Origin of the sequence: Pseudomonas sp. MYb118, from assembly GCF_040947875.1 — a bacterium.
In the GTDB taxonomy this organism is placed as follows: Bacteria; Pseudomonadota; Gammaproteobacteria; order Pseudomonadales; family Pseudomonadaceae; genus Aquipseudomonas.
Genome location: NZ_JBFRXN010000002.1, coordinates 2,977,964 through 3,004,939 on the forward strand (window position 1 = coordinate 2,977,964; position 26,976 = coordinate 3,004,939).

Here is a 26,976-nt window from a genome sequence, read left to right on the forward strand (position 1 = left end):
TGGACGCTTAGTTGTGAGCGTGCAGCGCTTCGTTCAGTTCGATCGCCGATTTGTGGGTCTTGCACTCCACGGCGCCGGTTTCCGAATTGCGGCGGAACAGCAGGTCGGTCTGACCGGCCAGCTCACGGGCCTTGACCACTTTGACCAGTTGATTCTTCTCGTCCAGCAGCGCCACTTTGGTGCCAGCGGTGACGTACAGGCCCGATTCAACGGTGTTGCGGTCGCCCAGCGGGATGCCGATACCGGCGTTGGCGCCAATCAGGCAGCCTTCGCCGACCTTGATCACGATGTTGCCACCGCCCGACAGGGTGCCCATGGTCGAGCAGCCGCCGCCCAGGTCCGAACCCTTGCCGACGAACACGCCGGCCGAAACACGGCCTTCGATCATGCCCGGGCCTTCGGTGCCGGCGTTGAAGTTGATGAAGCCTTCGTGCATCACGGTGGTGCCTTCACCGACGTAGGCGCCCAGGCGCAGGCGGGCCGCGTCAGCGATACGCACGCCAGCCGGTACCACGTAGTCGGTCATTTTCGGGAACTTGTCCACCGAGAACACTTCCAGCAGCTCGCCGCGCAGGCGGGCTTCGAGTTGATGCTCGGCCAGTTCGGCCAGGTCAATGGCGCCCTGGCTGGTCCAGGCCACGTTCGGCAGCAGCGGGAACACGCCGGCCAGGCTCAGGCCGTGCGGCTTGACCAGGCGGTGGGACAGCAGGTGCAGCTTGAGGTAGGCCTCAGGCGTGGAGGTCAGCGCAGCGTCCTCGGCGAGGATGGTGGCGACCAGCGGCTTGTGGCTTTCGGCCAGGCGGGTCAGCAGGGCTGCCTGTGCCGCGTCCACGGCCTTGACGGCTTCAGCCAGTTGCGAGGCCTGGGCGTTGGTGAAAGCGATGGCCTGATTGCCGCCGGTGTAACCCAGTACCGGGGCGATCGCCGCGATCAGGTCAGCCGAAGGGTTGAGCAGTGGCTGCGCGTAAAACACTTCCAGCCAGGCGCCTTGACGGTTTTGGGTGCCGACACCGAAGGCCAGGCTGAATGCAGAAGTGGACATGTAAATACCTCTAATAAATGAACGGGCGGGCTTACTTGAGCGCTGCCGCGTAGATATCTGGCTTGAAGCCAATCAGGGTTCGGTCACCGAGATCGAGCACCGGGCGCTTGATCATCGAGGGTTGAGCGAGCATCAGTTCGATGGCTTTCGACTGGTCGAGATCGGCTTTGCGTTCGTCGTCGAGCTTGCGAAAGGTCGTGCCTGCACGGTTCAACACCAATTCCCAGCCGTGCTCATTGCACCACTGGGTCAGGTGTTCACGGTCGATTCCGGCCGTTTTGTAATCATGGAAGTCATAGCTGACAGCGTGCTCATCAAGCCAGGTGCGCGCCTTCTTCATGGTGTCGCAGGCCTTGATGCCGAAAAGGTGCAACGTTTTACTTGAAACGGTCAAGGAATTGCCCCCTTTACAGGTGCTGGAGAAAAAAGGTGAAGGATTATGCCATGACCGGACGGTCCAGGGTCGATTCGCCTTGCGAATGGCCTGTAGGAGCGAGCTTGCTCGCGATGGCGGTGCATCAGTCAGCACATCGGTATCTGACCCACCGCCATCGCGAGCAAGCTCGCTCCTACAGGGGATTTGTGGTTGTTCGGGTGGCAGCTGCGACATTGGTGTAAAGGTCAGACGTTAGTCTAAGCGGCTAATATGGCACTTCAACGCTGTCGACAGTCCTGGAACCCCGTTTTATGCAAACCGCCTACACCGTCCTGATCCTGTTGATGCTGGTCAGCGTTTCGCGCCTGGTCGGACGAGTGATTCCGCTGCCCCTGCCGCTGGTGCAGATCGCCGCCGGCGCCTTGCTGGCCTGGCCGACCCTCGGGCTGCACGTGGCGCTCGATCCCGAATTGTTCCTGTTCCTGTTCCTGCCGCCGCTGCTGTTCTCCGACGGCTGGCGCATGCCCAAGCGCGAACTCTGGCGCCTGCGCGGGCCGATCCTGACCCTGGCGGTGGGCCTGGTGCTGTTTACCGTGGTGGGCGCCGGTTACTTCATTCACTGGCTGCTGCCGACCATTCCGTTGCCGGTGGCGTTTGCGCTGGCGGCGGTGTTGTCGCCCACCGATGCCGTGGCCGTCTCGGCCATCGCCCAGAACCGCCTGCCGACCCCGCTGATGCACATGTTGCAGGGCGAGGCGCTGATGAACGATGCCTCGGGCCTGGTGACCTTCAAGTTCGCCCTGGCGGCGGCACTGACCGGGGTATTCTCGCTGGCCGATGCCAGTCTCACCTTCGTGCTGGTGGCCGTCGGCGGCCTCGCGGTCGGCGTGGCATTGAGCTGGCTGGTAGGGCGCTTGCGCTCGTGGATGATCGCCCGTGGCTGGGATGACCCGGCGACTCACGTGGTGTTCATGCTGCTGTTGCCCTTTGCTGCATATGTGCTGGCCGAGCGCCTGGGCGCGTCGGGCATTCTGTCTGCGGTGGCGGCCGGGATGATGCAGAGCTGGCTCGACCTACTGCCGCGCCAGACCAGCACGCGCCTGCTCAACCGCAGCGTCTGGTCGCTGCTGGAGTTCGCGTTCAACGGCTTGATCTTCCTGCTGCTAGGCCTGCAATTGCCCGACATCATCAAGGCCGTGGTCAGCCATGAAACGTCGTTGTGGCCGACCCTGCTCTATCGCTGTTTCGACGTGGTGGCGATTTTTCTGGTGCTGGTGGTGCTGCGCTTTGTCTGGGTGCAGAGCATCTGGCGCTTGTCGGGGTGGCTGCGCCGCTGGCGGGGCAAGGGCGAAATGGTCCACGTGCCCACCGCGCGTTCCTGCTGGCTGCTGACAGTGGGCGGTGTGCGCGGTGCGGTGACGCTGGCGGGCGTGATGTCCGTACCGATGCTGATGGCGGGCGCTGCATTCCCGGAGCGTGATCTGCTGATCTTCATCGCCGCCGGCGTCATCCTGCTCTCGTTGATCGCCGCCTGTATCGCCTTGCCATTGCTGCTGCGTGGTATCCAGAAGAGCCCGGACGACCAGCGCCGCAACGAAGTGCGCGATGCCTGGCGCAAGACCGCCGAGGCGGCCATCCACGCGCTCGAAGCCGAGGAAGCCAAACCCCAGGACGCCGCCGAGGCGGCGCTGTCTGTCGAGCTGAAGGCGCGGATCATGTCCGAGTACCGGCATCAGTTGGAGGTGTTCAACGACTCTGCCGAAGCCCAGGCCCTGGCGTTCCAGATGGACCTGCTGGAACGGCGCCTGCGCTTGAAGGCGCTGCGGGCGCAACGCCTGGAATTGTACAAACTCAGCCGACATCACCAGATTGGCGACGATGTATTGCGTGAGGTGCTGGGGGAGCTGGACCTGAGCGAGGCCAATCTGGGCCAGGTCAAATAACCGGTTTCCCTGTAGGAGCGAGCTTGCTCGCGATGCGGTGTGTCAGACGACATGTGCATCGACTGATTCGCCGCCATCGCGAGCAAGCTCGCTCCTACAGGGGGCGGTGGGTTATTTGCGGCGTTGGATGAAATCGCGGATGCGCTCGGCGGCCTCGACGCATTCGGCCAATGGTGCAACCAGCGCCATGCGCACGCGGCCGGCCCCCGGGTTGACGCCATCGACATCGCGCGACAGGTAGGAACCCGGCACCACGGTGACGTGTTCCTGTTCGAACAAGTCGCGGCAGAACGCGGCGTCATCACCGGCCACATTCGGCCACAGGTAGAAGCTGCCATCCGGGCGCTGTACGTCCAGCACCGGGCTGAGGATTTCCAGCACGGCGTCGAACTTCTCGCGGTACAGCGCGCGGTTGGCGCGCACGTGCACTTCGTCGTTCCAGGCGGCCACGCTGGCCAGTTGGGTCTGAACCGGCATCGCGCAGCCGTGGTAGGTGCGATACAGCAAAAAGCCCTTGAGGATGTCGGCATCGCCGGCGACGAAGCCCGAACGCAGGCCCGGCAGGTTGGAGCGCTTGGACAGGCTGTGGAACACCACGCAGCGTTTGAAGTCGTTGCGACCCAGTTCCGCGCAGGCGCTGAGCAGGCCCGGTGGCGGGGTTTGCTCGTCGAAGTACAGCTCGCTGTAGCACTCGTCTGCGGCGATCACGAAGTCATGCTCGTCGGCCAAGGCGATCAGCTTCTTCAGGGTTTCCACCGGGATCAGGGCGCCGGTCGGGTTGCCTGGCGAGCACAGGAACAGGATCTGGCAGCGTTTCCAGATGTCCGCAGGCACCGCGTCGAAATCCGGGTTGAAGCCGTTTTCGTCCAGGCATGGCAGGTAGTGCGGCTTGGCACCGGCGAGGAACGCGGCACCTTCATAGATCTGGTAGAACGGGTTCGGGCTGACCACCAGGGCATCGTCACCGCGGTTGACCACGGTCTGGGTGAAGGCGAACAGCGCCTCGCGGGTACCGTTGACCGGCAGCACGTGGCGGGCTGGGTCGATCCAGCCGGCCGGCACGTTGAAGCGACACTCGCACCAGGCGGCGATGGCTTCACGCAGTTCCGGGATGCCGAGGGTGGTCGGGTACACCGCCATTTTTTCCAGGTTGCTGGCCAGGGCTTCGGCGACGAAGCTCGGCGAACGGTGTTTCGGCTCGCCGATGGACAGGGCGATCGGGCGCTTGTCCGGGTTGGGCGTGACGCTGCCGAGCAGGGCACGGAGCTTCTCGAACGGGTAGGGCTGCAGCTGGGACAAGGCGTTGTTCATCGGTAGATCTCGTTCTATGGCATGGCCCCCTCCCTGTACGTGTAGGAGCGAGCTTGCTCGCGATGGTCGCCAACGATGACGCTGGGTGTCAGGCAGCCAGCGTCGTCTGAACGACCATCGCGAGCAAGCTCGCTCCTACACCCACAGGGTGGGGCGTGGCGGTCTTAAAGTCAGATGCTGATACGCGAAAGCTTGATATCCGGTTCCTGGTTGACGCTCAGTTGCTCGACGATTGCATCCTGCAAGCGGCTGCACAGCAGCGGATCGGACAACGGCTGGTTGTTGGCGTCGGTGATGAAGAACACGTCTTCCACCCGTTCGCCCAGGGTGGCGATCTTGGCGTTCTGCAGCGACAGGTCGAACTCGAGGAAGATCGTGCCGATGCGGGCCAGCAGGCCGGGGCGATCCGGGGCGCTGAGTTCCAGCACGGTCACCGGTCGCTGGGCGTCGTTGTGGATCGTCACCTGGGGCGCAAAGGCGAAATGCTTGAGCTGGCGCGGTACGCGGCGTTGGATGATCGTCGGGTAGTCGTCGGGGTTGTGCAGGGCTTCGGTCAGGCCGTCGCGGATCTGCTTGACCCGCGCCGGGTTGTCGCCGATCGAGTCGCCGTCGGTGTCGAGCACGATGTAGGTGTCGAGGGTGAACTGGCTGGTCGAGGTGATGACCCGGGCGTCGTGAATGTTCAGGTTCAACTGGTCCATCGCGGCCACGGTCACGGCGAAGAAGTCGTGCTGGTCCGGGGCATAGATGAAGATCTGCGTACCACCTTCGAACTCGCGCTGGGTGGTTTCCTTGATCAACACCAGCGGGCCGCCGTCGGCCGGCTGTTGCAGGATCGCATCGGTGTGCCAGGCGACGTCGCCGGCGGTGTGGCGCAGGAAGTAGTCGTCACCCAGTTGTGCCCACAGCTGCTCGACATCGTCCGGGTCGGTACCGCCGCGCACCAGGATATCCAGGGCGGCGCTCTGGGTCTGGCGGATCTGCTCTTCGCGGTCCACCGGGTTCTCCAGGCCGCGACGCAGTGCGCGCTTGGTCTCGGTGTAGAGCTGGCGCAGCAGGCTGGCGCGCCAGGAGTTCCACAGCGTCGGGTTGGTCGCGTTGATGTCGGCGACCGTCAGCACGTACAGGTAGTCGAGGTGGGTTTCGTCGCCGACGATCTGCGCGAAATCGTGGATCACCTGCGGGTCCGACAGGTCCTTGCGCTGGGCGGTGGTCGACATCACCAGGTGGTTCTGCACCAGCCAGACGATCAGGCGGCTGTCCCACACCGGCAACTGATGGCGCTGGCAGAACGCTTCGGCATCCACCGCGCCGATCTCCGAGTGATCGCCATGGCGGCCCTTGCCGATGTCGTGGTACAGGCCGGCCAGGTAGATCAGCTCCGGCTTGGGCAGCTTGCCCATGAGCTTGCTGGCCAGCGGGAATTTCTCCGACACCTGGGTGTACTGCAACTTACGCAGGTGCTTGATCAGGTTCAGGGTGTGCGCATCGACCGTATAGATGTGGAACAGGTCGTGTTGCATCTGCCCGACAATGAAGCCGAACTCCGGCAGGTAGCGCCCGAGAATGCCGTAACGGTTCATCCGCCGCAGGTTGCGGTGGATGCCGATCTTGCATTTGAACAGCTCGATGAACAGGCTGGTGTTGCGGATATCGTTGCGGAAATCGTCGTCGATCAGGTGGCGGTTTTCCCGCAGCAGACGGATGGTGTCGGCGCGCACGCCCTTGATTTCCGGCTGCTGGGCCATCAGCACGAAGATTTCCAGCATGGCGAACGGCGTACGGCGGAACACGTTGTCGTTGCGCGCCTCGATGTAGCCATCGTGCAGCTGGAAGCGTGAATTGATCGGTTGCGGTGGCGCCTCATCTTCCGGCGCGAGGATCACTTCCTCGAAATGCTGGATGATCAGGTCGCTGAGCTGGGCGATGCTCATCACCACCCGGTAATACTGCTGCATGAAGTTTTCGACCGCCTGCTTGGCGTCGTCGCCTTCGAAGCCCAGCAGCTTGGCGATGGTGCGCTGGTGATCGAACAGCAGGCGGTCTTCGGCACGCCCGGCGAGCATGTGCAGGGCGTAACGCACTTTCCAGAGGAATTCCTGGGACGAGGCCAGCAGGGCGTTTTCGCTTTCCACCAGGAAGCCTTCGCCGGCCAGGGCCCGCAGGTTCAGGGTGCCGTACTCGCGGCGGGCCACCCACAGAATGGTCTGGATGTCCCGCAGCCCGCCAGGCGAGCCTTTGACGTTGGGTTCCAGGTTGTATTCGGTGTCGAAGTACTTGTGGTGCCGGGCCTTCTGTTCGGCGTGCTTGGCCAGGAAGAATTCCTTGCTCGGCCACATGTGTTCGGTGCTGGTGACGTCCAGCATGCGCTGGCGCAAGCGCTCGGGGCCAGCGATGGTGCGGCTTTCCATCAGGTTGGTGATCACCGTCAGGTCGGCGCGGGCTTCCACGGCGCATTCGTCGACGGAGCGAACGCTCTGGCCGACTTCCAGGCCGATGTCCCACAACAAGGTCAGAAAACGCTCGATGGAATCGCGGAAAACTTCGTGGTCGGCGCTGTCCAGCAGGATCAGCAAGTCGATGTCGGAGTAGGGGTGCAGCTCACCGCGACCGTAGCCGCCCACCGCCACCAGCGCGATGTCGGCGTCTTCGCTCCAGTCGAACTGCTCCCAGGCCTTTTGCAGGATGTTGTCGACGAACCAGGCGCGGTCCTCGATCAGCCGGCGGATCTCCCGGCCTGCGCGAAAGCGCCCGTCGAGCACTTCGCGAGCCTGGCGGATCGCCTTCTTGAATGCCGCGATCGGGCTGGACTTCAGGGCCAGTTCCGCCTGGAACTGGCCACGGTCGAAGAGTTCTGGGTCCACCTGCGGCATCGGTTGGCTTTCCTTTCTATAAAAGCTGTCTGTTCAGGCCCGGAGCAATGTGGTCGCGATCAGGCCGAAACGCGGGGGATGGTGTCATCGCCGCGCAGGGTGAAAATCTCGTAGCCGGTCTCGGTCACCAGCAGGGTGTGTTCCCACTGGGCGGAGAGCTTGCGGTCCTTGGTGATCGCGGTCCAGCCGTCGCCCAGCACCTTGGTGTCGGCCTTGCCCTGGTTGATCATCGGCTCGATGGTGAAGGTCATGCCGGCTTGCAGTTCCATGCCGGTACCGGCGCGGCCGTAGTGCAGGATCTGCGGCTCTTCGTGGAACACCTTGCCAATGCCGTGGCCGCAGAACTCGCGAACCACCGAGAAGCCGTTCTTTTCCGCGTGCTTCTGGATGATTTCACCGATGTCGCCCAGGCGGCAGCCGGGTTTGACGATCTCGATGGCCTTGTACATGCATTCCTGGGTCACTTTCGACAGGCGTTCGGCCCACACGGGCACGGTGCCGACGTGGAACATGCGGCTAGTGTCGCCGTGGTAGCCGTCCTTGATGACGGTGACGTCGATATTCAGCGTGTCGCCATCCTTCAACGGTTTCTCGTTGGGGATGCCGTGGCAGACCACGTGGTTGATCGAGGTGCAGATCGACTTCGGGTAGCCCTTGTAGTTGAGTGGGGCAGGGATGGCCTGTTGCACGTTGACGATGTAGTCGTGGCAGATGCGGTCCAGCTCTTCGGTAGTCACGCCCGGCTTGACGTGTTCGGCGATCATTTCCAGCACATCGGCGGCCAGTTTGCCGGCGACACGCATTTTGGCGATGTCCTCGGGCGTTTTGAGGGTGACGGTCATACAGGCTCTCTCTGCGCTCGATGGCGCTTGCTAACACGGAATGGGCTGTGTGCGATCGGGGTCGCGGCCCTGAAAAAGGCGATTCTAACAGACGATCGGCTCAAACCTGAGCCTCTGTGCATCGCTTCTCTTTATAGATAGGCGCATTCTTGAGCGATTCCAAGGGCCTGCGAGAGGCTGTGTGTCAGGAATCGAGAATCCGGGTTCCGTTTTTGCGAGCCTTGTGATATAAAATGCGCCGCTTTCCGGGGATACCCCGAAAGGCTTAAATCCACACACGTGTCGACACGATGACCTGGGTGCCTTCAGCTGATGCTGCTGGTTGGTCATTGGGATACGTGGAGGCCAAACCCGACTTATTAAGGAACTATCATGTCCCAAGTCAACATGCGCGATATGCTGAAGGCCGGTGTGCACTTCGGTCACCAGACCCGTTACTGGAACCCGAAAATGGGTAAATACATTTTCGGCGCGCGTAACAAGATTCACATCATCAACCTTGAAAAAACCCTGCCAATGTTCAACGACGCTCTGACGTTCGTAGAGCGCCTGGCCCAGGGCAAAAACAAGATTCTGTTCGTCGGTACCAAGCGTTCCGCTGGCAAGATCGTTGCTGAAGAAGCAGCACGTTGCGGTTCGCCGTACGTCGATCACCGCTGGTTGGGCGGCATGCTGACCAACTTCAAGACCATTCGTGCTTCCATCAAGCGTCTGCGTGACCTTGAAGTACAAGCCGAAGACGGTACTTTCGCCAAGCTGACCAAGAAAGAAGCGCTGATGCGCACTCGCGATCTTGAGAAGCTGGATCGTTCCCTGGGTGGTATCAAGGACATGGGCGGTCTGCCAGACGCTCTGTTCGTGATCGACGTTGATCACGAGCGCATCGCGATCACCGAAGCCAACAAGCTGGGCATCCCGGTCATCGGCGTAGTCGATACCAACAGCAGCCCGGAAGGCGTTGACTACATCATCCCAGGTAACGATGACGCCATCCGCGCTATCCAGCTGTACATGGGTTCGATGGCTGACGCTGTTATCCGTGGTCGCAACAACGTTGCTGGCGGCACCGAGGTTTTCGTTGAAGAAGCTCCGGCAGCTGCAGCTGAGTAATTGACGCCCTGGCGTTGACTCAGTAAGCAAAAAGGGGGCTTGGCCCCCTTTTTGCCACCTCGAAAACCATTTGTCGGCGCCCACTGCCTTATTTGTAACGTGCGGCAGCTAACAAGGATGGTTCGGGAAGAATTGAACGCCCGTTCGATCGGGTGGAATGGTTGAAAACCTATCCAAGAGGAATTTGAAATGGCAGAGATTACTGCAGCGTTGGTCAAAGAACTGCGCGAGCGTACTGGCGAAGGCATGATGGACTGCAAGAAAGCCTTGACCAAGGCTGGCGGCGACATCGAGAAAGCCATTGATGACATGCGTGCTTCGGGCGCGATCAAGGCTGCTAAAAAGGCTGGCAACGTTGCCGCTGAAGGCGCAATCGCCATCAAGGCCGACGACAAGTCCGCAGTACTGCTGGAAGTGAACTCGCAGACCGACTTCCTGGCCCTGCAAGACGACTTCAAAAACTTCGTCGCTGCCAGCGTAGACAAGGCTTTCGCAGAAAAACTGACCGACGCAGCTCCGCTGATCGCCGCTCAGGAATCGGCTCGTGAAGCCCTGGTGGCCAAAGTTGGCGAAAACGTCAACATCCGTCGCCTGATCCGCGTTGAAGGTGACGTGGTCGGTACTTACCTGCACGGTAACAAAATCGGTGTTGCAGTTGTCCTGAAGGGCGGCGACGTCCAACTGGCCAAAGAAATCGCCATGCACGTAGCGGCGAGCAACCCTGAGTTCCTGCTGCCATCGCAGGTTTCGCCAGAAGCCATCGAGCGCGAGAAGGCTGTCTTCCTGCAACTGAACGAAGACAAGATGAAAGGCAAACCAGCTGAAATCGTCGAGAAGATGATCGCTGGTCGTATCACCAAGTTCCTGGCCGAAGCCAGCCTGGTTGAGCAAGCTTTCGTCATGAACCCGGAAGTGACCGTTGGTGCCCTGGCCAAGAAAGCCGGCGCTGAAATCGTTTCCTTCACCTACTTCAAAGTAGGCGAAGGCATCGAGAAGCCAGTCGACAACTTCGCTGAAGAAGTTGCTGCACAACTGGCTGCTGCCAAGCAGTAAGACGGTTTTTTAACTGTCGCCCAGAAGAGGCTGCCCGCTCACGCGCGCAGCCTCTTTTCAGATGGGGACCAGATTTTTATTGGTTTCCCTTTGGAACTGGCTTACAAAGCCATGTTCCGATGGCGCTGAAGCAGCGCCAGACAAGAGTGAACAGCCAGCTGTAAACAGCTCGCAAAGAATTTTTAAATACGCCGCAGGAGAGATTCGCAATGGCTCAGCAGGGCAGTGGTTATCAGGCTCGCTATAAACGCATTCTACTCAAGCTCAGCGGCGAGGCCCTGATGGGCTCGGAAGAGTTCGGTATCGACCCGAAAGTTCTGGATCGCATGGCGCTGGAAGTCGGCCAACTGGTCGGTATCGGTGTCCAGGTCGGTCTGGTGATCGGTGGCGGCAACCTGTTCCGTGGCGCGGCGCTGAGCGCAGCCGGCATGGATCGGGTCACAGGCGACCACATGGGCATGCTGGCCACTGTGATGAACGCCCTGGCGATGCGCGATGCGCTGGAACGTGCCAATATCTCGGCCATCGTGATGTCGGCCATTTCCATGGTCGGTGTGACCGATCACTACGACCGTCGCAAAGCCATGCGTCACCTCAATGCCAAGGAAGTCGTGATCTTCGCGGCTGGCACCGGCAATCCGTTCTTCACCACGGATTCGGCAGCCTGCCTGCGTGCGATCGAAATCGACGCCGATGTCGTGCTCAAGGCGACCAAGGTCGATGGCGTCTACACTGCCGATCCATTCAAGGACCCGCATGCCGAGAAGTTCGATCATCTGACCTACGATGAAGTACTGGATCGCAAGCTGGGTGTGATGGATCTGACGGCTATTTGCCTGTGCCGCGACCACAAAATGCCGTTGCGCGTATTTAACATGAACAAGCCCGGCGCCCTGCTGAACATCGTGCATGGCGGCGCTGAAGGCACCCTGATCGAGGAAGTCCAGCAATGATCAACGAAATCAAGAAAGACGCTCAAGAGCGCATGCAGAAATCCGTCGAGTCCCTGGCGCACAACTTCGGTCGCATTCGTACCGGCCAGGCGCACCCGAGCATCCTGGAAGGCGTGATGGTGCCTTACTACGGCGCTGACACCCCGATCAAGCAAGTGGCCAACATCACCGTCAAGGACGCCCGTACCCTGCAAGTCGTGGCCTTCGAGCGCAACATGCTCGGTGCCGTCGACAAGGCCATCGGTAGCGCCGGCCTGAACCTCAACCCGACCAACCTGGGTGAGTTGCTGCTGATCTCCATGCCGGCCCTGACCGAGGAAACCCGCAAGGGCTTCACCAAGCAGGCCCGTGATGTGGCTGAAGACGCCCGTGTTGCCGTGCGCAACATTCGTCGCGACGCCAACAGCTCGCTGAAAGACCTGGTCAAGGAAAAGGAAATCAGCGAAGACGAAGAGCGTCGTGCGGCTGGCGAGATTGACGATCTGACCAAAAAGTTCGTGGCCACCATCGACGCCAACCTGGCGCAGAAAGAAAAAGACCTGATGGCCGTCTAAGGGTCGCTTTTTCATGGAAAAGAACAAGCAGGTTGCGCCGCCCACGGTGCCGCGCCATGTCGCGATCATCATGGATGGTAATAATCGCTGGGCGAAAAAACGCTTTATGCCGGGTGTTGCCGGGCATAAGGCGGGAGTGGATGCAGTTCGTGCCGTCATCGAGGTGTGTGCCGAGGCCAAGGTCGAGGTATTGACCCTGTTCGCGTTTTCCAGCGAGAACTGGCAGCGCCCGGCCGATGAAGTCAGCGCCTTGATGGATCTGTTCTTCAAGGCGTTGCGTCGTGAGGCCAAGCGCCTGAACGAAAACAACATCAGCCTGCGCATCATTGGCGACCGCTCGCGTTTCCATCCCGAGTTGCAGGCTGCCATGCGCGAAGCCGAGGCCATGACCGCCGGCGCCAATCGCTTTGTCCTGCAGATCGCCGCCAACTACGGCGGTCAATGGGATATCGCGCAGGCGGCGCAGCGGCTGGCGCGGGAAGTCCAGGCCGGTCATCTGCGCCCGGACGACATCACCCCCGAGCTGTTGCAAACCTGCCTGGCGACCGGTGACCTGCCGTTGCCTGACCTGTGCATCCGCACGGGGGGCGAGCACCGCATCAGCAACTTCCTGCTATGGCAACTGGCCTACGCCGAGTTGTACTTCTCCGACCTGTTCTGGCCGGACTTCAAACACGACGCCATGCGCAACGCGCTGGCCGATTTCGCTTCTCGCCAGCGTCGCTTCGGTAAAACGAGCGAGCAGGTCGAGGCTGGGGCCCGGGTTTAATGCTTAAACAACGAATCATCACCGCGCTGATCCTGTTGCCGATTGCCTTGTGTGGTTTTTTCCTGCTCCAGGGCTCCGGCTTTGCGCTGTTCATCGGTCTGGTCGTGACGCTCGGTGCCTGGGAATGGGCGCGTCTGGCCGGCTTCACCGCTCAACCGATGCGCGTCGCCTATGCCGCAGTGGTCGCGGTGATGTTGTTTTTCATGTACATCCTGCCGGGGCTGGCACCCTGGGTATTGGGCGCGTCCGTGCTGTGGTGGGGTGTTGCGACTTACCTGGTGCTGACTTATCCGCGTTCGAGCGAGCACTGGTCCAGCGCCGCCACCAAGCTGGTGATCGGTTTGCTGATCCTGCTGCCGGCCTGGCAAGGTCTGATCCAGATCAAGCAGGAGCCTCTGGGCAACTGGCTGATCATGGCGGTGATGGTGCTGGTCTGGGGGGCCGATATCGGCGCCTATTTTTCCGGGCGGGCATTCGGCAAGCGCAAGCTCGCGCCGCAGGTCAGTCCCGGCAAGAGCTGGGAAGGCGTGTACGGTGGCCTGGCGCTGAGCCTGGTGATTACCGCCATCGTTGGTCTGGTGCGTGACTGGAGCTTTGGCCAGATGCTGATCGGCCTGATCGGCGCGGCCGTCATTGTCTTCATTTCGGTAGTGGGTGACCTGACCGAAAGCATGTTCAAGCGCCAGTCCGGGATCAAGGACAGCAGTAACCTGCTGCCTGGCCACGGTGGCGTACTCGATCGTATCGACAGCCTGACCGCTGCGATTCCCGTCTTTGCCGTACTGTTGTGGATGGCTGCCCCATGAATCGCCCTCAGCAAATTACCGTTCTGGGCGCGACCGGCTCGATCGGCCTGAGCACGCTCGACGTCATTGCCCGGCATCCCGAGCGTTATCAGGTCTTCGCCTTGAGCGGTTTTGCACGCCTGAACGAACTGCAGGCGCTGTGCATTCGGCATGCGCCACGGTTCGCCGTGGTGCCGGAACAAAGCGCTGCCCAGGCGCTGCAGGAGAATCTGCGCGCCGCCGGCCTCTCCACGCGAGTACTGGTCGGAGAGGCGGGGCTGTGCCAGGTCGCGGCCGATCCCGAGGTGGATACCGTCATGGCCGCCATCGTGGGAGCGGCGGGCTTGCGTCCGACCCTGGCGGCGGTCGAGGCGGGCAAGAAAATTCTGCTGGCCAACAAGGAAGCGTTGGTCATGTCCGGTGCGCTGTTCATGCACGCCGTACGCAAAAGTGGTTCAGTGCTGCTGCCGATCGACAGTGAGCACAATGCGATTTTCCAATGCATGCCGCAGGACTTTTCCCGCGGGTTGGGCAAGGTCGGTGTACGTCGGATTTTGCTGACAGCCTCTGGTGGACCTTTCCGGCAGACACCGCTGGCGCAATTGTCCGATGTTTCCCCTGATCAGGCCTGTGCACATCCGACCTGGTCCATGGGGCGCAAGATTTCCGTGGATTCGGCAAGCATGATGAACAAGGGGCTCGAGCTGATCGAGGCCTGCTGGCTGTTCGATGCCAAGCCTTCCCAGGTCGAAGTGGTCATTCATCCGCAGAGCGTGATTCATTCGCTGGTGGATTATGTCGATGGCTCGGTACTGGCGCAGTTGGGCAACCCCGACATGCGCACTCCGATCGCCAACGCCCTGGCCTGGCCTGAGCGCATCGACTCCGGGGTCGCGCCACTGGATCTGTTCGCCGTGGCACGCCTGGACTTCGAGGCGCCCGACGAGGACCGCTTCCCTTGCCTGCGACTGGCGCGTCTGGCCGCCGAGGCTGGAAACAGCGCGCCCGCCATGCTGAACGCGGCCAACGAAGTGGCCGTGGCGGCGTTTCTCGACGGGCGGGTTCGTTATCTGGAAATCGCGAGTATCATCGAGGAAGTGTTGAATCTTGAGCCTGTGGTGGCGGTCGATGATCTGGAGGCGGTGTTCACGGCCGATGCGAAGGCGCGGGAGCTGGCCGGCCTCTGGTTGAGTCGTCACGGGCGGTGAGTGTCGCCGTGCAGGGTTTGCGGCGACGCTGGATAGGATTGCGGAGAAAATAGATGAGCGCACTCTATATGATTGTCGGCACCCTGGTAGCGCTGGGTGTGCTGGTTACCTTCCACGAGTTCGGCCATTTCTGGGTCGCGCGTCGCTGTGGGGTCAAGGTGCTGCGCTTCTCCGTGGGCTTCGGCATGCCGTTGCTGCGCTGGCATGACAAGCAAGGCACCGAATTCGTCGTTGCGGCGATTCCCCTGGGTGGCTACGTCAAGATGCTCGACGAGCGCGAAGGCGAAGTGCCCGCCGATCAGCTCGATCAATCGTTCAATCGCAAATCCGTGCGTCAGCGCATTGCCATCGTTTCGGCCGGTCCGATCGCCAACTTCTTGCTGGCGCTGGTGTTTTTCTGGGTCCTGGCGATGCTGGGCAGCGAGCAGGTGCGCCCGGTCATCGGTGCCGTCGAGTCCGGCAGCATCGCCGCCAAGGCCGGCTTGAGCCCTGGCCAGGAAATCATCGCCATCGACGGCGAGCCGACCTCGGGCTGGGGGGCGGTGAACCTGCAACTGGTCCGTCGTCTCGGCGAAAGCGGTACTTTGCAGCTGTTGGTCCGTGATCAGGGTTCCACGGCGGATTCGCCCCGTGAGCTGACGCTGGACAACTGGCTCAAGGGCGCCGACGAGCCGGATCCGATCCGCTCGCTGGGTATTCGTCCATGGCGTCCGGCGCTGCCGCCGGTGCTGGCTGAAATTGATCCGAAAGGCCCGGCCCAGGCGGCCGGGCTGAAAACCGGCGACCGTTTGCTGGCGCTCGATGGCAAGGCCGTCGATGACTGGCAACAGGTGGTCGATACTGTTCGTACGCGTCCGGATACCAAAATCCTGCTGCACGTCGAGCGCGATGGTGCTCAAATCGACGTCCCGGTGACTCTGGCCGCCCGTGGCGACAGCAAGGCACCGAGTGGTTACATGGGGGCCGGGGTGAAAGCCGTCGACTGGCCGCCGGAAATGATCCGCGAAGTCAGCTATGGGCCATTGGCTGCGATTGGCGAGGGGGCTCGACGCACCTGGACCATGAGCATCCTGACGCTCGATTCGCTGAAGAAAATGTTGTTCGGCGAGCTCTCGGTAAAAAACTTGAGTGGACCGATAACCATTGCTAAAGTGGCGGGCGCTTCTGCCCAGTCGGGCGTCGCTGATTTCCTGAATTTCCTTGCTTATCTGAGTATTAGCCTGGGAGTTCTGAATTTGTTGCCTATTCCTGTACTGGATGGGGGGCATTTGTTGTTTTATCTGATCGAGTGGGCGCGTGGTCGTCCCTTGTCGGATCGGGTGCAGGGTTGGGGGATACAGATCGGCATCAGTTTGGTGGTCGGGGTGATGTTGCTTGCCTTGGTCAACGATTTGGGTCGTCTGTAACACTTCGCTGAATTGCGAATCTGCCGCATTTTGCGGCAGTTTGTTTATTGCCAGTTGGAATAAGAAAGGACTTCATGAAACGTCTGCTGCTAACTGCGGTTTTCTCCGTATTGATGATCGCCGAAGTTCACGCCGAGTCCTTCACCATCTCTGATATTCGCGTCAATGGCCTCCAGCGGGTCTCCGCGGGTAGCGTCTTTGGTGCATTGCCGTTGAACGTCGGTGAACAGGCTGATGATCGTCGCCTGGTGGAATCCACTCGTGCGCTGTTCAAAACCGGGTTCTTTCAAGATATCCAACTGGGCCGCGATGGCAACGTCCTGGTTATCACGGTAGTCGAACGCCCGTCGGTCGCCAGTATCGAGATCGAAGGCAACAAGGCGATCTCCACTGAAGACCTGATGAAAGGCCTCAAGCAATCCGGTCTGGCCGAAGGTGAAATCTTCCAGCGAGCGACTCTTGAAGGCGTGCGTAACGAGCTGCAGCGTCAATATGTCGCCCAGGGTCGCTACTCGGCTACCGTCGACACCGAAGTGGTGCCGCAACCGCGTAACCGTGTAGGCCTCAAGGTCAACATCAACGAAGGCACCGTCGCTGCCATCCAGCACATCAACGTGGTGGGCAACACGGTCTTCCCTGATGAAGATCTGATCGACCTGTTCGAACTCAAGACCACCAACTGGCTGTCGTTCTTCAAGAACGATGACAAGTACGCCCGTGAAAAACTCTCCGGTGACCTGGAGCGCCTGCGTTCCTACTACCTGGACCGTGGCTATATCAACATGGATATCGCTTCGACCCAGGTGTCCATCACCCCGGACAAGAAGCACGTCTACATCACCGTCAACGTCACCGAAGGCGAGAAGTACACCGTTCGTGACGTCAAGCTGAGCGGCGACCTGAAAGTGCCTGAAGACCAGGTCAAGTCGTTGCTGCTGGTGCAGAAAGGCCAGGTGTTCTCGCGCAAGCTGATGACCACCACCTCCGAACTGATCACCCGCCGCCTGGGTAACGAAGGCTACACCTTCGCCAACGTCAACGGCGTGCCACAGCCTCACGATGACGATCACACCGTCGACATCACTTTTGCCGTTGATCCGGGCAAGCGTGCCTACGTCAACCGCATCAACTTCCGTGGCAACACCAAGTCCGAAGACGAAGTGCTGCGTCGTGAAATGCGCCAGATGGAAGGCGGCTGGGCTTCGACCTACCTGATCGACCAGTCCAAGACCCGTCTGGAGCGCCTGGGCTTCTTCAAGGAAGTCAACGTCGAAACCCCGGCCGTGCCAGGTGTCGATGACCAGGTCGACGTCAACTACAGCGTTGAAGAACAGGCTTCCGGTTCGATCACCGCCAGCGTCGGTTTCGCCCAGAGTGCCGGTCTGATCCTCGGTGGTTCGATCACCCAGAACAACTTCCTGGGTACCGGTAACAAGGTCAGCGTCGGCTTGACCCGCAGTGAATACCAGAGCCGCTACAACTTCGGTTATGTCGACCCCTACTGGACTGCCGACGGCGTGAGCCTGGGTTACAACGCGTTCTACCGCACCACTGACTACAAAGACCTCGACGTCGACGTTGCCAGCTATGCCGTGGACAGCCTGGGTGCGGGCGTGAGCGTCGGTTATCCGATCAGCGAAACGTCGCGTCTGACCTTCGGACTGACCGCGCAGCAGGACAAGATCAAGACCGGCCTGTACACCGTTGACGAGATCTTCGACTTCGTTAACAAGGAAGGCGACAACTACCTGAACTTCAAGGCGTCGGCCGGCTGGTCCGAGTCGACCCTGAACAAAGGCGTGCTGGCGACCCGTGGTCACTCCCAAAGCCTCGTGCTGGAAACCACCACCCCTGGTAGCGACCTGTCGTTCTTCAAGCTCGATTACCGTGGCCAGCTGTTCCAGCCGCTGAGCGACAACTACACCATGCGCCTGCACACCGAACTGGGTTATGGCGACGGCTACGGTTCGACCGATGGCTTGCCATTCTATGAAAACTACTATGCTGGTGGTTTCAACTCGGTTCGTGGCTTCAAGGACAGCACCCTGGGTCCTCGCAGTACGCCGAGCCGTGGTACCAACCCTGGCACGGCGCTTGACCCGGACCAGGATCCACTGCCATTCGGTGGCAACGTCTTGATCCAGGGTGGTGTCGAGGTGCTGTTCCCTCTGCCATTCGTCAAGGATCAGCGTTCCCTGCGTACCTCGGTATTCTGGGATGTGGGTAACGTGTTCGACTCGCAGTGCAAGGACACCACCAATGCAAACGGTTCGTCGTCCAATACCAAGTGTAACGACATCAGTTTGAGCAACATGGCCAGTTCTGTCGGTGTCGGTGTGACCTGGGTCACCGCGCTGGGGCCTCTGAGTTTCGCGTTGGCCATGCCGATCAAGAAACCGGATGAAGCAGAAACTCAAGTGTTCCAATTCTCCCTCGGCCAGACGTTCTAAGCGTCTGACCCAAGATAACGACAATGGATTTTGTAGGAGTACATCGTGCGTAAGTTGACTCAACTGGTTCTCCTGGCTTCCGTACTGGTAGCAGGTCCGGCATTCGCCGACATGAAAATCGCCGTTCTGAACTACCAGATGGCGCTGCTGGAATCCGACGCGGCCAAGAAATACGCCGTGGATGCCGAGAAGAAGTTCGGTCCGCAACTGACCAAGCTCAAGACCCTGGAAAGCAGTGCCAAGGGCATCCAGGACCGTCTGATGGCTGGCGGCGACAAAATGCAGCAGGGCGAGCGTGAGCGCCTCGAGCTCGAGTTCAAGCAAAAGGCCCGTGACTTCCAGTTCCAGTCCAAGGAACTGAACGAAGCCAAAGCCGTTGCTGACCGCGACATGCTCAAGCAGCTCAAGCCGAAACTGGACAGCGCCGTGGAAGAAGTCATCAAGAAAGGTGCTTATGACCTGGTCTTCGAGCGTGGCGCAGTGATTGATGTCAAACCTCAGTACGACATCACTCGCCAGGTTATCGAGCGCATGAATCAGCTGAAGTAATCATGACAGCGACCCTAAAGCTCGGCCAATTGGCCGAGTTCCTCGGCGCCACCCTGCGTGGCGACGCAGAGAAGCAAATTACTGGGCTAGCCACTTTGCAAGAGGCTGGCCCAGATCAGTTGAGCTTTCTGGCAAATCCCCAATACCGCAAGTACCTGGCAGACAGCCGGGCCGCAGCCCTGTTGCTGAAGGCCGCTGACGCCGAAGGTTTTGCCGGTGATGCGTTGATCGTGCCCGACCCTTACCTGGCCTACGCGCGTATTTCCCACCTGTTCGATCCCAAGCCCAAAGCGGCCGCCGGCGTTCACCCGACGGCAGTGGTGGCGCAGGACGCGGTGGTCGATCCGACGGCGAGCATCGGTGCCTTTGCCGTCATCGAAAGCGCGGCACGTATCGGCGCCGGCGCGACCATTGGCGCGCACTGCTTCATTGGTGCTCGCAGCGAAGTGGGCGAGGGCGGCTGGCTGGCTCCGAAAGTCACCCTGTATCACGACGTGCGCATCGGCAAACGCGTGGTGATCCAGTCTGGTGCGGTGCTGGGTGGCGAAGGCTTCGGTTTCGCCAACGAGAAAGGCGTCTGGCAGAAAATCGCCCAGATTGGTGGCGTTCTGGTGGGTGACGATGTGGAGATCGGCGTCAACACCGCCATCGACCGCGGCGCCCTGGCGGACACCATCATCGGTAACGGCGTGAAGCTCGACAACCAGATCCAGATCGCCCACAACGTGCAGGTCGGTGATCACACCGCCATGGCCGCGTGCGTGGGGATTTCGGGCAGCACCAAAATCGGCAAGCACTGCATGCTTGCCGGTGGCGTTGGCCTGGTGGGGCACATTGAAATCTGCGACAAGGTTTTCATCACCGGGATGACCATGGTGACCCACTCGATTACCGAGCCGGGTTCCTATTCTTCCGGTACGGCCATGCAACCGGCTGCCGAGTGGCGCAAAAGCGCGGCACGTATCCGCCAGCTCGACGACATCGCGCGACGGCTCAAACAACTGGAAAAGCGAGTCGGGGAAGTGACCCCTGACGGCAATGCTTCATCAGATGGCTGATACCATTTCCACATCAAGTGCGTACGGCCGCTAGACTGCCTCCTTGATTTGCTAGAGGAATGCGCGTCAATCGCGCGTTCCCAATCTTTACATAGGCTTCCCCCCGATATGATGGACATCAACGAGATTCGCGAATACCTGCCTCACCGTTACCCGTTCCTGCTGGTGGACCGGGTCGTGGATCTGGATGTGGAAGAGAAGCGCATTCGCGCCTACAAGAATGTCAGCATCAACGAGCCGTTCTTCAACGGTCACTTCCCTGCGCATCCGATCATGCCGGGTGTGCTGATCATCGAGGCGATGGCGCAGGCTGCCGGCATCCTGGGTTTCAAGATGCTCGACGTGAAACCGGCCGATGGCACGCTTTACTATTTCGTGGGCTCGGACAAGCTGCGCTTCCGTCAACCGGTGTTGCCGGGCGATCAACTGATCCTCGAAGCCAAGTTCATCAGCTGCAAACGCCAGATCTGGAAATTCGAGTGCCAGGCTTCGGTCGATGGCAAGCCGGTCTGCTCCGCTGAAATCATCTGCGCGGAACGCAAGCTATGAGTTTGATTGACCCTCGTGCAATCATCGATCCGACGGCCGTTCTGGCCGACGGCGTCGAGGTTGGCCCTTGGTCGATCATCGGCGCAGGTGTGGAAATCGGCGAGGGGACAGTCATCGGGCCGCACGTGATTCTCAAGGGCCCGACCCGAATCGGTAAGCACAACCGCATCTATCAGTTTTCCTCGGTGGGCGAAGACACGCCCGACCTGAAGTACAAGGGCGAAGAAACCCGCCTGGTGATCGGTGACCACAACGTCATCCGTGAAGGTGTGACCATTCACCGTGGCACCATTCAGGACCGTTCGGAAACGACCCTCGGTGATCACAACCTGATCATGGCCTATGCCCACATCGGTCACGACAGCGTCATCGGCAATCACTGCATCCTGGTCAACAACACCGCGCTGGCCGGTCACGTGCATGTCGAAGACTGGGCGATCCTGTCCGGTTTCACCCTGGTCCATCAGTATTGCCACATCGGTGCCCACAGCTTCTCCGGCATGGGCACGGCCATCGGCAAGGACGTTCCCGCGTACGTCACCGTGTTCGGCAACCCGGCCGAAGCCCGCAGCATGAACTTCGAAGGCATGCGCCGTCGTGGTTTCAGCGAAGAGGCCATTCACGCCCTGCGTCGCGCCTACAAGGTGGTGTATCGCCAGGGGCTGACCGTGGAACAGGCGCTGGCCGAACTGGCCGAACCTGCGACACAGTTTCCGGAAGTCGCGGTGTTCCGTGACTCGATCCAGTCCTCGACCCGCGGCATCACGCGTTAACCATGGCTAATCTGCGTATTGCGCTGGTGGCGGGTGAGGCTTCCGGTGACATTCTGGGCGCCGGCCTGATGCGGGCGCTCAAGGCCCAGCACCCAGCGGTCGAGTTCATCGGTGTCGGCGGTCCGCTGATGCAGGCCGAAGGCCTGACTTCGTATTTCCCGATGGAGCGCCTGTCGGTCATGGGCCTGGTCGAAGTGCTCGGCCGGCTGCGTGAATTGCTCAAGCGTCGCAAGCAACTGATCGCCGACCTGATCGCGGCCAAGCCGGACGTGTTCATCGGCATTGATGCGCCGGACTTCAACCTCACTATCGAACTCAAGCTGCGTCAGGCCGGGATCAAGACCGTGCACTACGTCAGCCCGTCGGTGTGGGCATGGCGGCAGAAGCGCGTGCTGAAGATTCGCGAAGGCTGCGACCTGATGCTGACGCTGTTTCCGTTCGAAGCCAGATTCTATGAAGAGAAGGGCGTACCGGTGCGGTTCGTCGGGCACTCCCTGGCCGATGCGATCCCGCTGCAAGCCGATCGAGCCGCGGCACGGGCCGAGCTCGGTTTGCCCGAAGGTCCGCTGGTTGCCTTGATGCCCGGCAGTCGCGGCGGCGAAGTGGGCCGCCTGGGGGCGCTGTTCCTCGATACGGCCCAGCGCCTGCGCGCCATGCGTCCGGGTGTCCGGTTCGTGATGCCGTGCGCCAGCCCGGAGCGCCGCCAGCAGCTGGAAGAGCTGTTGGCCGGCCGTGACCTGCCGCTGACCCTGCTCGACGGCAAGTCCCATCTGGCGCTGGCCGCGTGCGACGCGGTGCTGATCGCGTCCGGTACCGCGACCCTCGAAGCGTTGCTGTACAAGCGGCCCATGGTGGTCGCCTATCGCCTGGCCCCGCTGACGTTCTGGATTCTCAAGCGTATGGTCAAGAGCCCTTACGTGTCGTTGCCGAACCTGCTGGCCCAGCGCCTGCTGGTGCCCGAGTTGCTGCAGGACGACGCGACGGTCGAGGCGCTGGCCCAGACGCTGTCGCCGTTGATCGAAGGTGGCGAAGAGCAGACCCGTGGCTTCGACGAAATTCACCGGACCCTGCGTCTGGATGCCTCCAACCAGGCTGCGGACGCAGTGCTGAAGCTGATCGGCCAGGGACAATGACCAAGATAAATACACAAATGGGCCTGGATTTCACCCTGGTCGCCGAAGTCGAAGACCTGGTGGCCGGTGTGGATGAAGTCGGTCGTGGCCCGTTGTGTGGTGCCGTGGTCACGGCAGCGGTGATTCTTGACCCGAACCGCCCGATCCTTGGGTTGAACGACTCGAAGAAGCTCACCGAAGCCCGCCGTGAAAAGCTCTACGATGAAATCTGCGAAAAAGCCCTGAGCTGGTGCATCGCCCGAGCCGAAGTCGAGGAAATCGACGAGCTGAACATTCTCCACGCCACCATGCTGGCCATGCAGCGCGCGGTCGAAGGCCTGCACATCCAGCCGAAACTGGCGATGATCGACGGCAATCGCTGCCCGAAACTGTCCATGCGCGCCGAAGCGGTGGTGCAGGGCGACGCCAAGGTACCGGCCATCGCGGCGGCGTCGATCCTGGCCAAGGTCAGCCGCGACCGCGAGATGGCGGCGTTCGAGCTGATTTATCCGGGTTACGGTATCGGTGGCCACAAAGGCTACCCGACCGCCGTTCATCTGGAAGCGCTGTCACGCCTGGGGCCGACCCCCATTCACCGTCGCTCGTTCGCCCCTGTACGGCTGGCTTACGAGGCACGCGAAAGCCTCATCGAGAGTTAGTCGCAAGGCTGATGTTTTTGCCAAGGCCCGGTACAATCCGGGCCTTGTTGTCTTCACGTTTCTAGACAGGATCACTATGCCGGCTTCATTCGTTCACCTGCGCCTGCACACTGAATTTTCCCTGGTCGACGGTCTGGTGCGGATCAAGCCGCTGGTCAAGACCCTGGTCGGCATGGGCATGCCTGCCGTTGCGGTGACCGACCAGAACAACATGTGTTCGCTGGTCAAGTTCTACAAAAACGCCATGGGCGCCGGGATCAAGCCGATCTGTGGTGCCGACCTGTGGCTGGCGAACAAGGATCCGGAAGCACCGCTGAGTCGCATCAGCCTGCTGGTGATGAACCCCTTGGGTTATCGCAACCTGACCGAGCTGATTTCCCGTGGTTTTCTCGATGGCCAGCGCAATGGCATGGTCATCGTCGAGCGTGAGTGGGTGGCCGAGGCCAATGCCGGCCTGATCATGCTGTCGGCGGCGAAGGAAGGCGAAATCGGCATGGCCATGCTCAATGGCAACCCGGACGAAGCCGAAACCCTGGCGCGCGAGTGGATGGCGGTGTTCGACGACCGGTTCTACCTGGAAATCCAGCGCACCAACCGCGTCAACGATGAAGAGCAATTGCATGGTGCGGTGGCTCTGGCGGATAAAATCGGCGCGCCCCTGGTGGCGACCAACGACGTGCGGTTCATCAAGCAGAGCGACTTCGAAGCGCACGAAACCCGTGTCTGCATCGGCGAAGGGCGCGCGCTCGACGATCCCCGGCGCTCGAAGAACTACAGCGACCAGCAATACCTCAAAAGCGCCGAGGAAATGGCCGAGCTGTTCAGCGATATTCCCGAAGCGCTGGAAAACACCGTCGAGATCGCCAAGCGCTGCAACATCGACGTCAAGCTGGGCAAGCACTTCCTGCCGGATTTCCCGACGCCCAACGGCATGGGCATCGACGATTACCTGCGCCACGTGTCCCACGAGGGTCTGGAAGAGCGTCTGGCGGTCCTTTGGCCAAAAGACACCACGCCCAACTACGAAGAGAAGCGCCAGGTCTACCTCGATCGCCTGAAGTTCGAGCTGGATATCATCATCCAGATGGGGTTCCCCGGTTACTTCCTGATCGTTATGGACTTCATCAAGTGGGCCAAGAACAACGGCGTACCGGTGGGTCCTGGCCGGGGTTCGGGTGCCGGCTCGCTGGTGGCCTACGTGCTGAAGATCACCGACCTCGACCCGCTGGCCTATGACCTGCTGTTCGAACGTTTCCTCAACCCGGAACGGGTCTCCATGCCCGACTTCGACGTCGACTTCTGCATGGACGGCCGCGACCGGGTGATCGAGTACGTGGCCGACGCCTACGGGCGTAACGCCGTGAGCCAGATCATCACCTTCGGCACCATGGCCGCCAAGGCGGTGGTGCGTGACGTGGCGCGGGTGCAGGGCAAGTCCTACGGCCTGGCCGACCGCCTGTCGAAGATGATTCCTTTCGAAGTCGGCATGACCCTGGAGAAAGCCTACGAGCAGGAAGAGATCCTGCGCGATTTCCTCAAGGTCGACGAGGACGCCAAGGAAATCTGGGACATGGCGCTCAAGCTCGAGGGCGTGTGCCGGGGTACCGGCAAGCACGCCGGGGGCGTGGTGATCGCGCCGACCAAGCTCACCGACTTTTCGCCGATCGCCTGTGATGAAGAGGGCGGCGGCCTGGTGACCCAGTTCGACAAGGACGACGTCGAGGCGGCGGGCCTGGTGAAGTTCGACTTCCTCGGTCTGCGGACCCTGACCATCATCAAGTGGGCGATGGAGACCATCAACCGCGAACAGGCCAAGCAAGGCCTGGATGACCTGAACATCGACTTCATCCCGCTCGATGACAAGAAAACCTACGACCTGCTGCAAAAGGCCGAAACCACGGCGGTGTTCCAGCTTGAATCGCGGGGTATGAAGGAGCTGATCAAGAAGCTCAAGCCCGACTGCCTGGAAGACCTCATCGCACTGGTGGCCCTGTTCCGTCCGGGCCCTTTGCAATCGGGCATGGTGGACGACTTCATCAACCGCAAGCACGGTCGCGCCGAGCTGGCCTACCCGCACTCGGACTACCAGTACGAAGGCCTCAAGCCCGTATTGGCACCGACCTACGGCATCATCCTGTACCAGGAACAGGTGATGCAGATCGCCCAGGTCATGGCCGGTTACACCCTCGGTGGTGCGGACATGCTGCGTCGGGCGATGGGTAAGAAAAAGCCCGAGGAAATGGCCAAGCAGCGCGGCGGTTTCATCGAAGGTTGCGCCACCAACAACATCGACCCTGACCTGGCCGGTAACATTTTCGACCTGGTGGAGAAGTTCGCCGGTTACGGCTTCAACAAATCCCACTCCGCCGCCTATGGCCTGGTGTCGTACCAGACCGCGTGGCTGAAGACCCACCACCCGGCGCCGTTCATGGCCGCGGTGCTCTCGGCGGATATGCACAACACCGACAAGGTCGTGACCTTGATCGAGGAAGTGCGCAGCATGAAACTGCGCCTCGATGCGCCGGACGTGAACACCTCGGAGTTCAAGTTCACCGTCAACGACGAGGGCCGCATCATTTATGGCCTGGGCGCGATCAAGGGGGTGGGTGAAGGTCCGGTCGAGGCGATCACCGAGGCGCGCCAGGGCGGTCCGTTCAAGGACCTGTTCGACTTCTGCGCCCGTGTCGACCTCAAGCGCGTCAACAAGCGCACCCTCGACGGCTTGATCCGTAGCGGTGCGCTGGATCGCCTGGGGCCTTATTTCCATGACGAAGTCAAAGCCTACCAGGCCAACATCGACCGCAATCGCGCGGTGCTGCTGACGGCGCTGGAAGAGGCGATCAAGGCCGCCGAACAAACGGCCAGGACCCACGACAGCGGGCACGCCGACCTGTTTGGCGGCCTGTTCGTCGAAGAGGATTCCGACGTCTACGCCAATCATCGCAAGGCCAAGGAACTGACCCTCAAGGAACGGCTCAAAGGCGAGAAGGACACGCTGGGCCTGTACCTGACCGGTCACCCGATCGACGAGTACGAAGGCGAGATCCGCCGGTTTGCCCGTCAGCGCATCATCGACCTGAAGCCGGCGCGTGACACCCAGACCGTGGCCGGAATGATCATTGCCCTGCGGGTGATGAAGAACAAAAAGGGCGACAAGATGGGCTTCATTACCCTGGACGACCGTTCGGGGCGGATCGAGGCTTCGCTGTTCGCCGATGCGTTCCACTCCGCGCAGGCGCTGTTGCAGACCGATGCGATGGTGGTGGTCGAAGGCGAAGTCAGCAACGACGATTTCTCCGGTGGCCTGAGGCTGCGGGTCAAGCGGGTGATGAGCATGGAAGATGCGCGCACCAACCTGGCCGAAAGCCTGCGCCTGAAGGTGCAGACCCAGGACCTCAAGGGCGATCAGCTACGCTGGTTGGGCGACCTGTTCAAGCGTCATCGCGGTGCGTGCCCGATCACCATGGAGTACACCAGCCCCGATGCGAAGGCTTTGTTGCAGTTTGGTGAAGGCTGGCGAATAGATCCGGCGGATGCGTTGATTCAAGCCTTGCGTGACCAGTTCGGGCGAGACAACGTCTTCCTCCAATACCGATGACGG

Annotated in this window: 22 protein-coding genes; 17 read left to right on the forward strand and 5 right to left on the reverse strand. The window is 60.9% G+C overall.

Going from position 1 to position 26,976, the window contains the following annotated elements; translation table 11 throughout:
• Positions 1 to 7 precede the first annotated feature (7 nt).
• Both dapD and ABVN20_RS19380 read right to left on the reverse strand, forming a co-directional pair.
• Positions 8 to 1,042 carry a 2,3,4,5-tetrahydropyridine-2,6-dicarboxylate N-succinyltransferase gene (gene dapD / locus ABVN20_RS19375; protein ID WP_368557303.1) on the reverse strand — a complete coding sequence of 345 codons (1,035 nt, stop codon included), beginning with the start codon at positions 1,040 to 1,042 and terminating at the stop codon, positions 8 to 10.
• A gap of 31 nt (positions 1,043 to 1,073) precedes the next feature.
• Positions 1,074 to 1,436 carry an ArsC family reductase gene (locus tag ABVN20_RS19380; protein ID WP_368557304.1) on the reverse strand — a complete coding sequence of 121 codons (363 nt, stop codon included), beginning with the start codon at positions 1,434 to 1,436 and terminating at the stop codon, positions 1,074 to 1,076.
• A 293-nt stretch (positions 1,437 to 1,729) separates the two neighbouring features.
• Here ABVN20_RS19380 and ABVN20_RS19385 point away from each other — a divergent pair, with 293 nt between their 5' ends.
• Entirely contained in the window at positions 1,730 to 3,361 is a 1,632-nt protein-coding gene (locus ABVN20_RS19385) for a Na+/H+ antiporter (protein WP_368557305.1), read from the forward strand.
• Positions 3,362 to 3,472: 111 nt separating this feature from the next.
• Here the strand turns inward: ABVN20_RS19385 and dapC are convergent, their stop codons facing one another.
• From dapC to map, 3 genes are all read right to left on the reverse strand, one after another.
• On the reverse strand, positions 3,473 to 4,672 hold the full coding sequence (dapC, locus tag ABVN20_RS19390; protein WP_368557306.1) for a succinyldiaminopimelate transaminase: 1,200 nt from the start codon (positions 4,670 to 4,672) through the stop codon (positions 3,473 to 3,475).
• Between the two features lie 170 nt (positions 4,673 to 4,842).
• Positions 4,843 to 7,545 (reverse strand): [protein-PII] uridylyltransferase, encoded by a 2,703-nt coding sequence (locus ABVN20_RS19395; protein ID WP_368557307.1) that lies wholly within the window; start codon positions 7,543 to 7,545, stop codon positions 4,843 to 4,845.
• Between the two features lie 59 nt (positions 7,546 to 7,604).
• Positions 7,605 to 8,387 (reverse strand): type I methionyl aminopeptidase, encoded by a 783-nt coding sequence (map, locus tag ABVN20_RS19400; RefSeq protein WP_368557308.1) that lies wholly within the window; start codon positions 8,385 to 8,387, stop codon positions 7,605 to 7,607.
• A gap of 372 nt (positions 8,388 to 8,759) precedes the next feature.
• On the opposite strand from map, the gene rpsB reads away from it, so the two are divergent.
• The 16 genes from rpsB to dnaE all read left to right on the forward strand — a co-directional run bounded on the left by rpsB (position 8,760) and on the right by dnaE (position 26,973).
• Positions 8,760 to 9,497, forward strand: coding sequence for a 30S ribosomal protein S2 (gene rpsB / locus ABVN20_RS19405; protein ID WP_368557309.1), 738 nt, complete (start codon positions 8,760 to 8,762; stop codon positions 9,495 to 9,497).
• Between the two features lie 189 nt (positions 9,498 to 9,686).
• Positions 9,687 to 10,550, forward strand: a complete 864-nt coding sequence (gene tsf / locus ABVN20_RS19410; protein ID WP_368557310.1) for a translation elongation factor Ts — start codon at positions 9,687 to 9,689, stop codon at positions 10,548 to 10,550.
• 209 nt (positions 10,551 to 10,759) lie between these two features.
• Entirely contained in the window at positions 10,760 to 11,503 is a 744-nt protein-coding gene (gene pyrH, locus ABVN20_RS19415) for a UMP kinase (protein WP_024779012.1), read from the forward strand.
• Entirely contained in the window at positions 11,500 to 12,057 is a 558-nt protein-coding gene (gene frr / locus ABVN20_RS19420; protein ID WP_368557311.1) for a ribosome recycling factor, read from the forward strand. Before pyrH ends, frr begins: the two co-directional genes overlap by 4 nt.
• 13 nt (positions 12,058 to 12,070) lie before the next feature.
• Positions 12,071 to 12,826 (forward strand): polyprenyl diphosphate synthase, encoded by a 756-nt coding sequence (gene uppS / locus ABVN20_RS19425; RefSeq protein ID WP_368557312.1) that lies wholly within the window; start codon positions 12,071 to 12,073, stop codon positions 12,824 to 12,826.
• The gene (locus ABVN20_RS19430) at positions 12,826 to 13,632 is read left to right on the forward strand and encodes a phosphatidate cytidylyltransferase (protein WP_368557313.1); all 807 of its coding nucleotides are present in this window, start codon (positions 12,826 to 12,828) and stop codon (positions 13,630 to 13,632) included. The genes uppS and ABVN20_RS19430 overlap by 1 nt, the downstream gene beginning before the upstream one ends.
• Complete coding sequence (gene ispC, locus ABVN20_RS19435; RefSeq protein WP_368557314.1) at positions 13,629 to 14,819, forward strand: 1-deoxy-D-xylulose-5-phosphate reductoisomerase; 1,191 nt, start codon at positions 13,629 to 13,631, stop codon at positions 14,817 to 14,819. The genes ABVN20_RS19430 and ispC overlap by 4 nt, the downstream gene beginning before the upstream one ends.
• Before the next feature lie 53 nt (positions 14,820 to 14,872).
• Positions 14,873 to 16,225: a sigma E protease regulator RseP gene (rseP, locus tag ABVN20_RS19440; protein WP_368557315.1), complete on the forward strand. Its 1,353-nt coding sequence runs from the start codon at positions 14,873 to 14,875 to the stop codon at positions 16,223 to 16,225.
• Positions 16,226 to 16,299: 74 nt separating this feature from the next.
• A complete protein-coding gene (gene bamA, locus ABVN20_RS19445; RefSeq protein ID WP_368557316.1) occupies positions 16,300 to 18,675 on the forward strand; it encodes an outer membrane protein assembly factor BamA in 2,376 nt (791 codons plus the stop codon).
• Positions 18,676 to 18,720: 45 nt separating this feature from the next.
• On the forward strand, positions 18,721 to 19,224 hold the full coding sequence (locus ABVN20_RS19450) for an OmpH family outer membrane protein (protein ID WP_368557317.1): 504 nt from the start codon (positions 18,721 to 18,723) through the stop codon (positions 19,222 to 19,224).
• 2 nt (positions 19,225 to 19,226) lie between these two features.
• Complete coding sequence (lpxD, locus tag ABVN20_RS19455) at positions 19,227 to 20,282, forward strand: UDP-3-O-(3-hydroxymyristoyl)glucosamine N-acyltransferase (RefSeq protein ID WP_368557318.1); 1,056 nt, start codon at positions 19,227 to 19,229, stop codon at positions 20,280 to 20,282.
• Positions 20,283 to 20,390: 108 nt separating this feature from the next.
• Entirely contained in the window at positions 20,391 to 20,831 is a 441-nt protein-coding gene (gene fabZ, locus ABVN20_RS19460; RefSeq protein ID WP_110966659.1) for a 3-hydroxyacyl-ACP dehydratase FabZ, read from the forward strand.
• A complete protein-coding gene (gene lpxA, locus ABVN20_RS19465; protein ID WP_368557319.1) occupies positions 20,828 to 21,604 on the forward strand; it encodes an acyl-ACP--UDP-N-acetylglucosamine O-acyltransferase in 777 nt (258 codons plus the stop codon). Before fabZ ends, lpxA begins: the two co-directional genes overlap by 4 nt.
• A gap of 2 nt (positions 21,605 to 21,606) precedes the next feature.
• Positions 21,607 to 22,737: a lipid-A-disaccharide synthase gene (lpxB, locus tag ABVN20_RS19470; RefSeq protein ID WP_368557320.1), complete on the forward strand. Its 1,131-nt coding sequence runs from the start codon at positions 21,607 to 21,609 to the stop codon at positions 22,735 to 22,737.
• A complete protein-coding gene (gene rnhB, locus ABVN20_RS19475; protein ID WP_368557321.1) occupies positions 22,734 to 23,375 on the forward strand; it encodes a ribonuclease HII in 642 nt (213 codons plus the stop codon). Before lpxB ends, rnhB begins: the two co-directional genes overlap by 4 nt.
• Before the next feature lie 76 nt (positions 23,376 to 23,451).
• The gene (gene dnaE / locus ABVN20_RS19480) at positions 23,452 to 26,973 is read left to right on the forward strand and encodes a DNA polymerase III subunit alpha (RefSeq protein WP_368557322.1); all 3,522 of its coding nucleotides are present in this window, start codon (positions 23,452 to 23,454) and stop codon (positions 26,971 to 26,973) included.
• Positions 26,974 to 26,976: the final 3 nt, after the last annotated feature.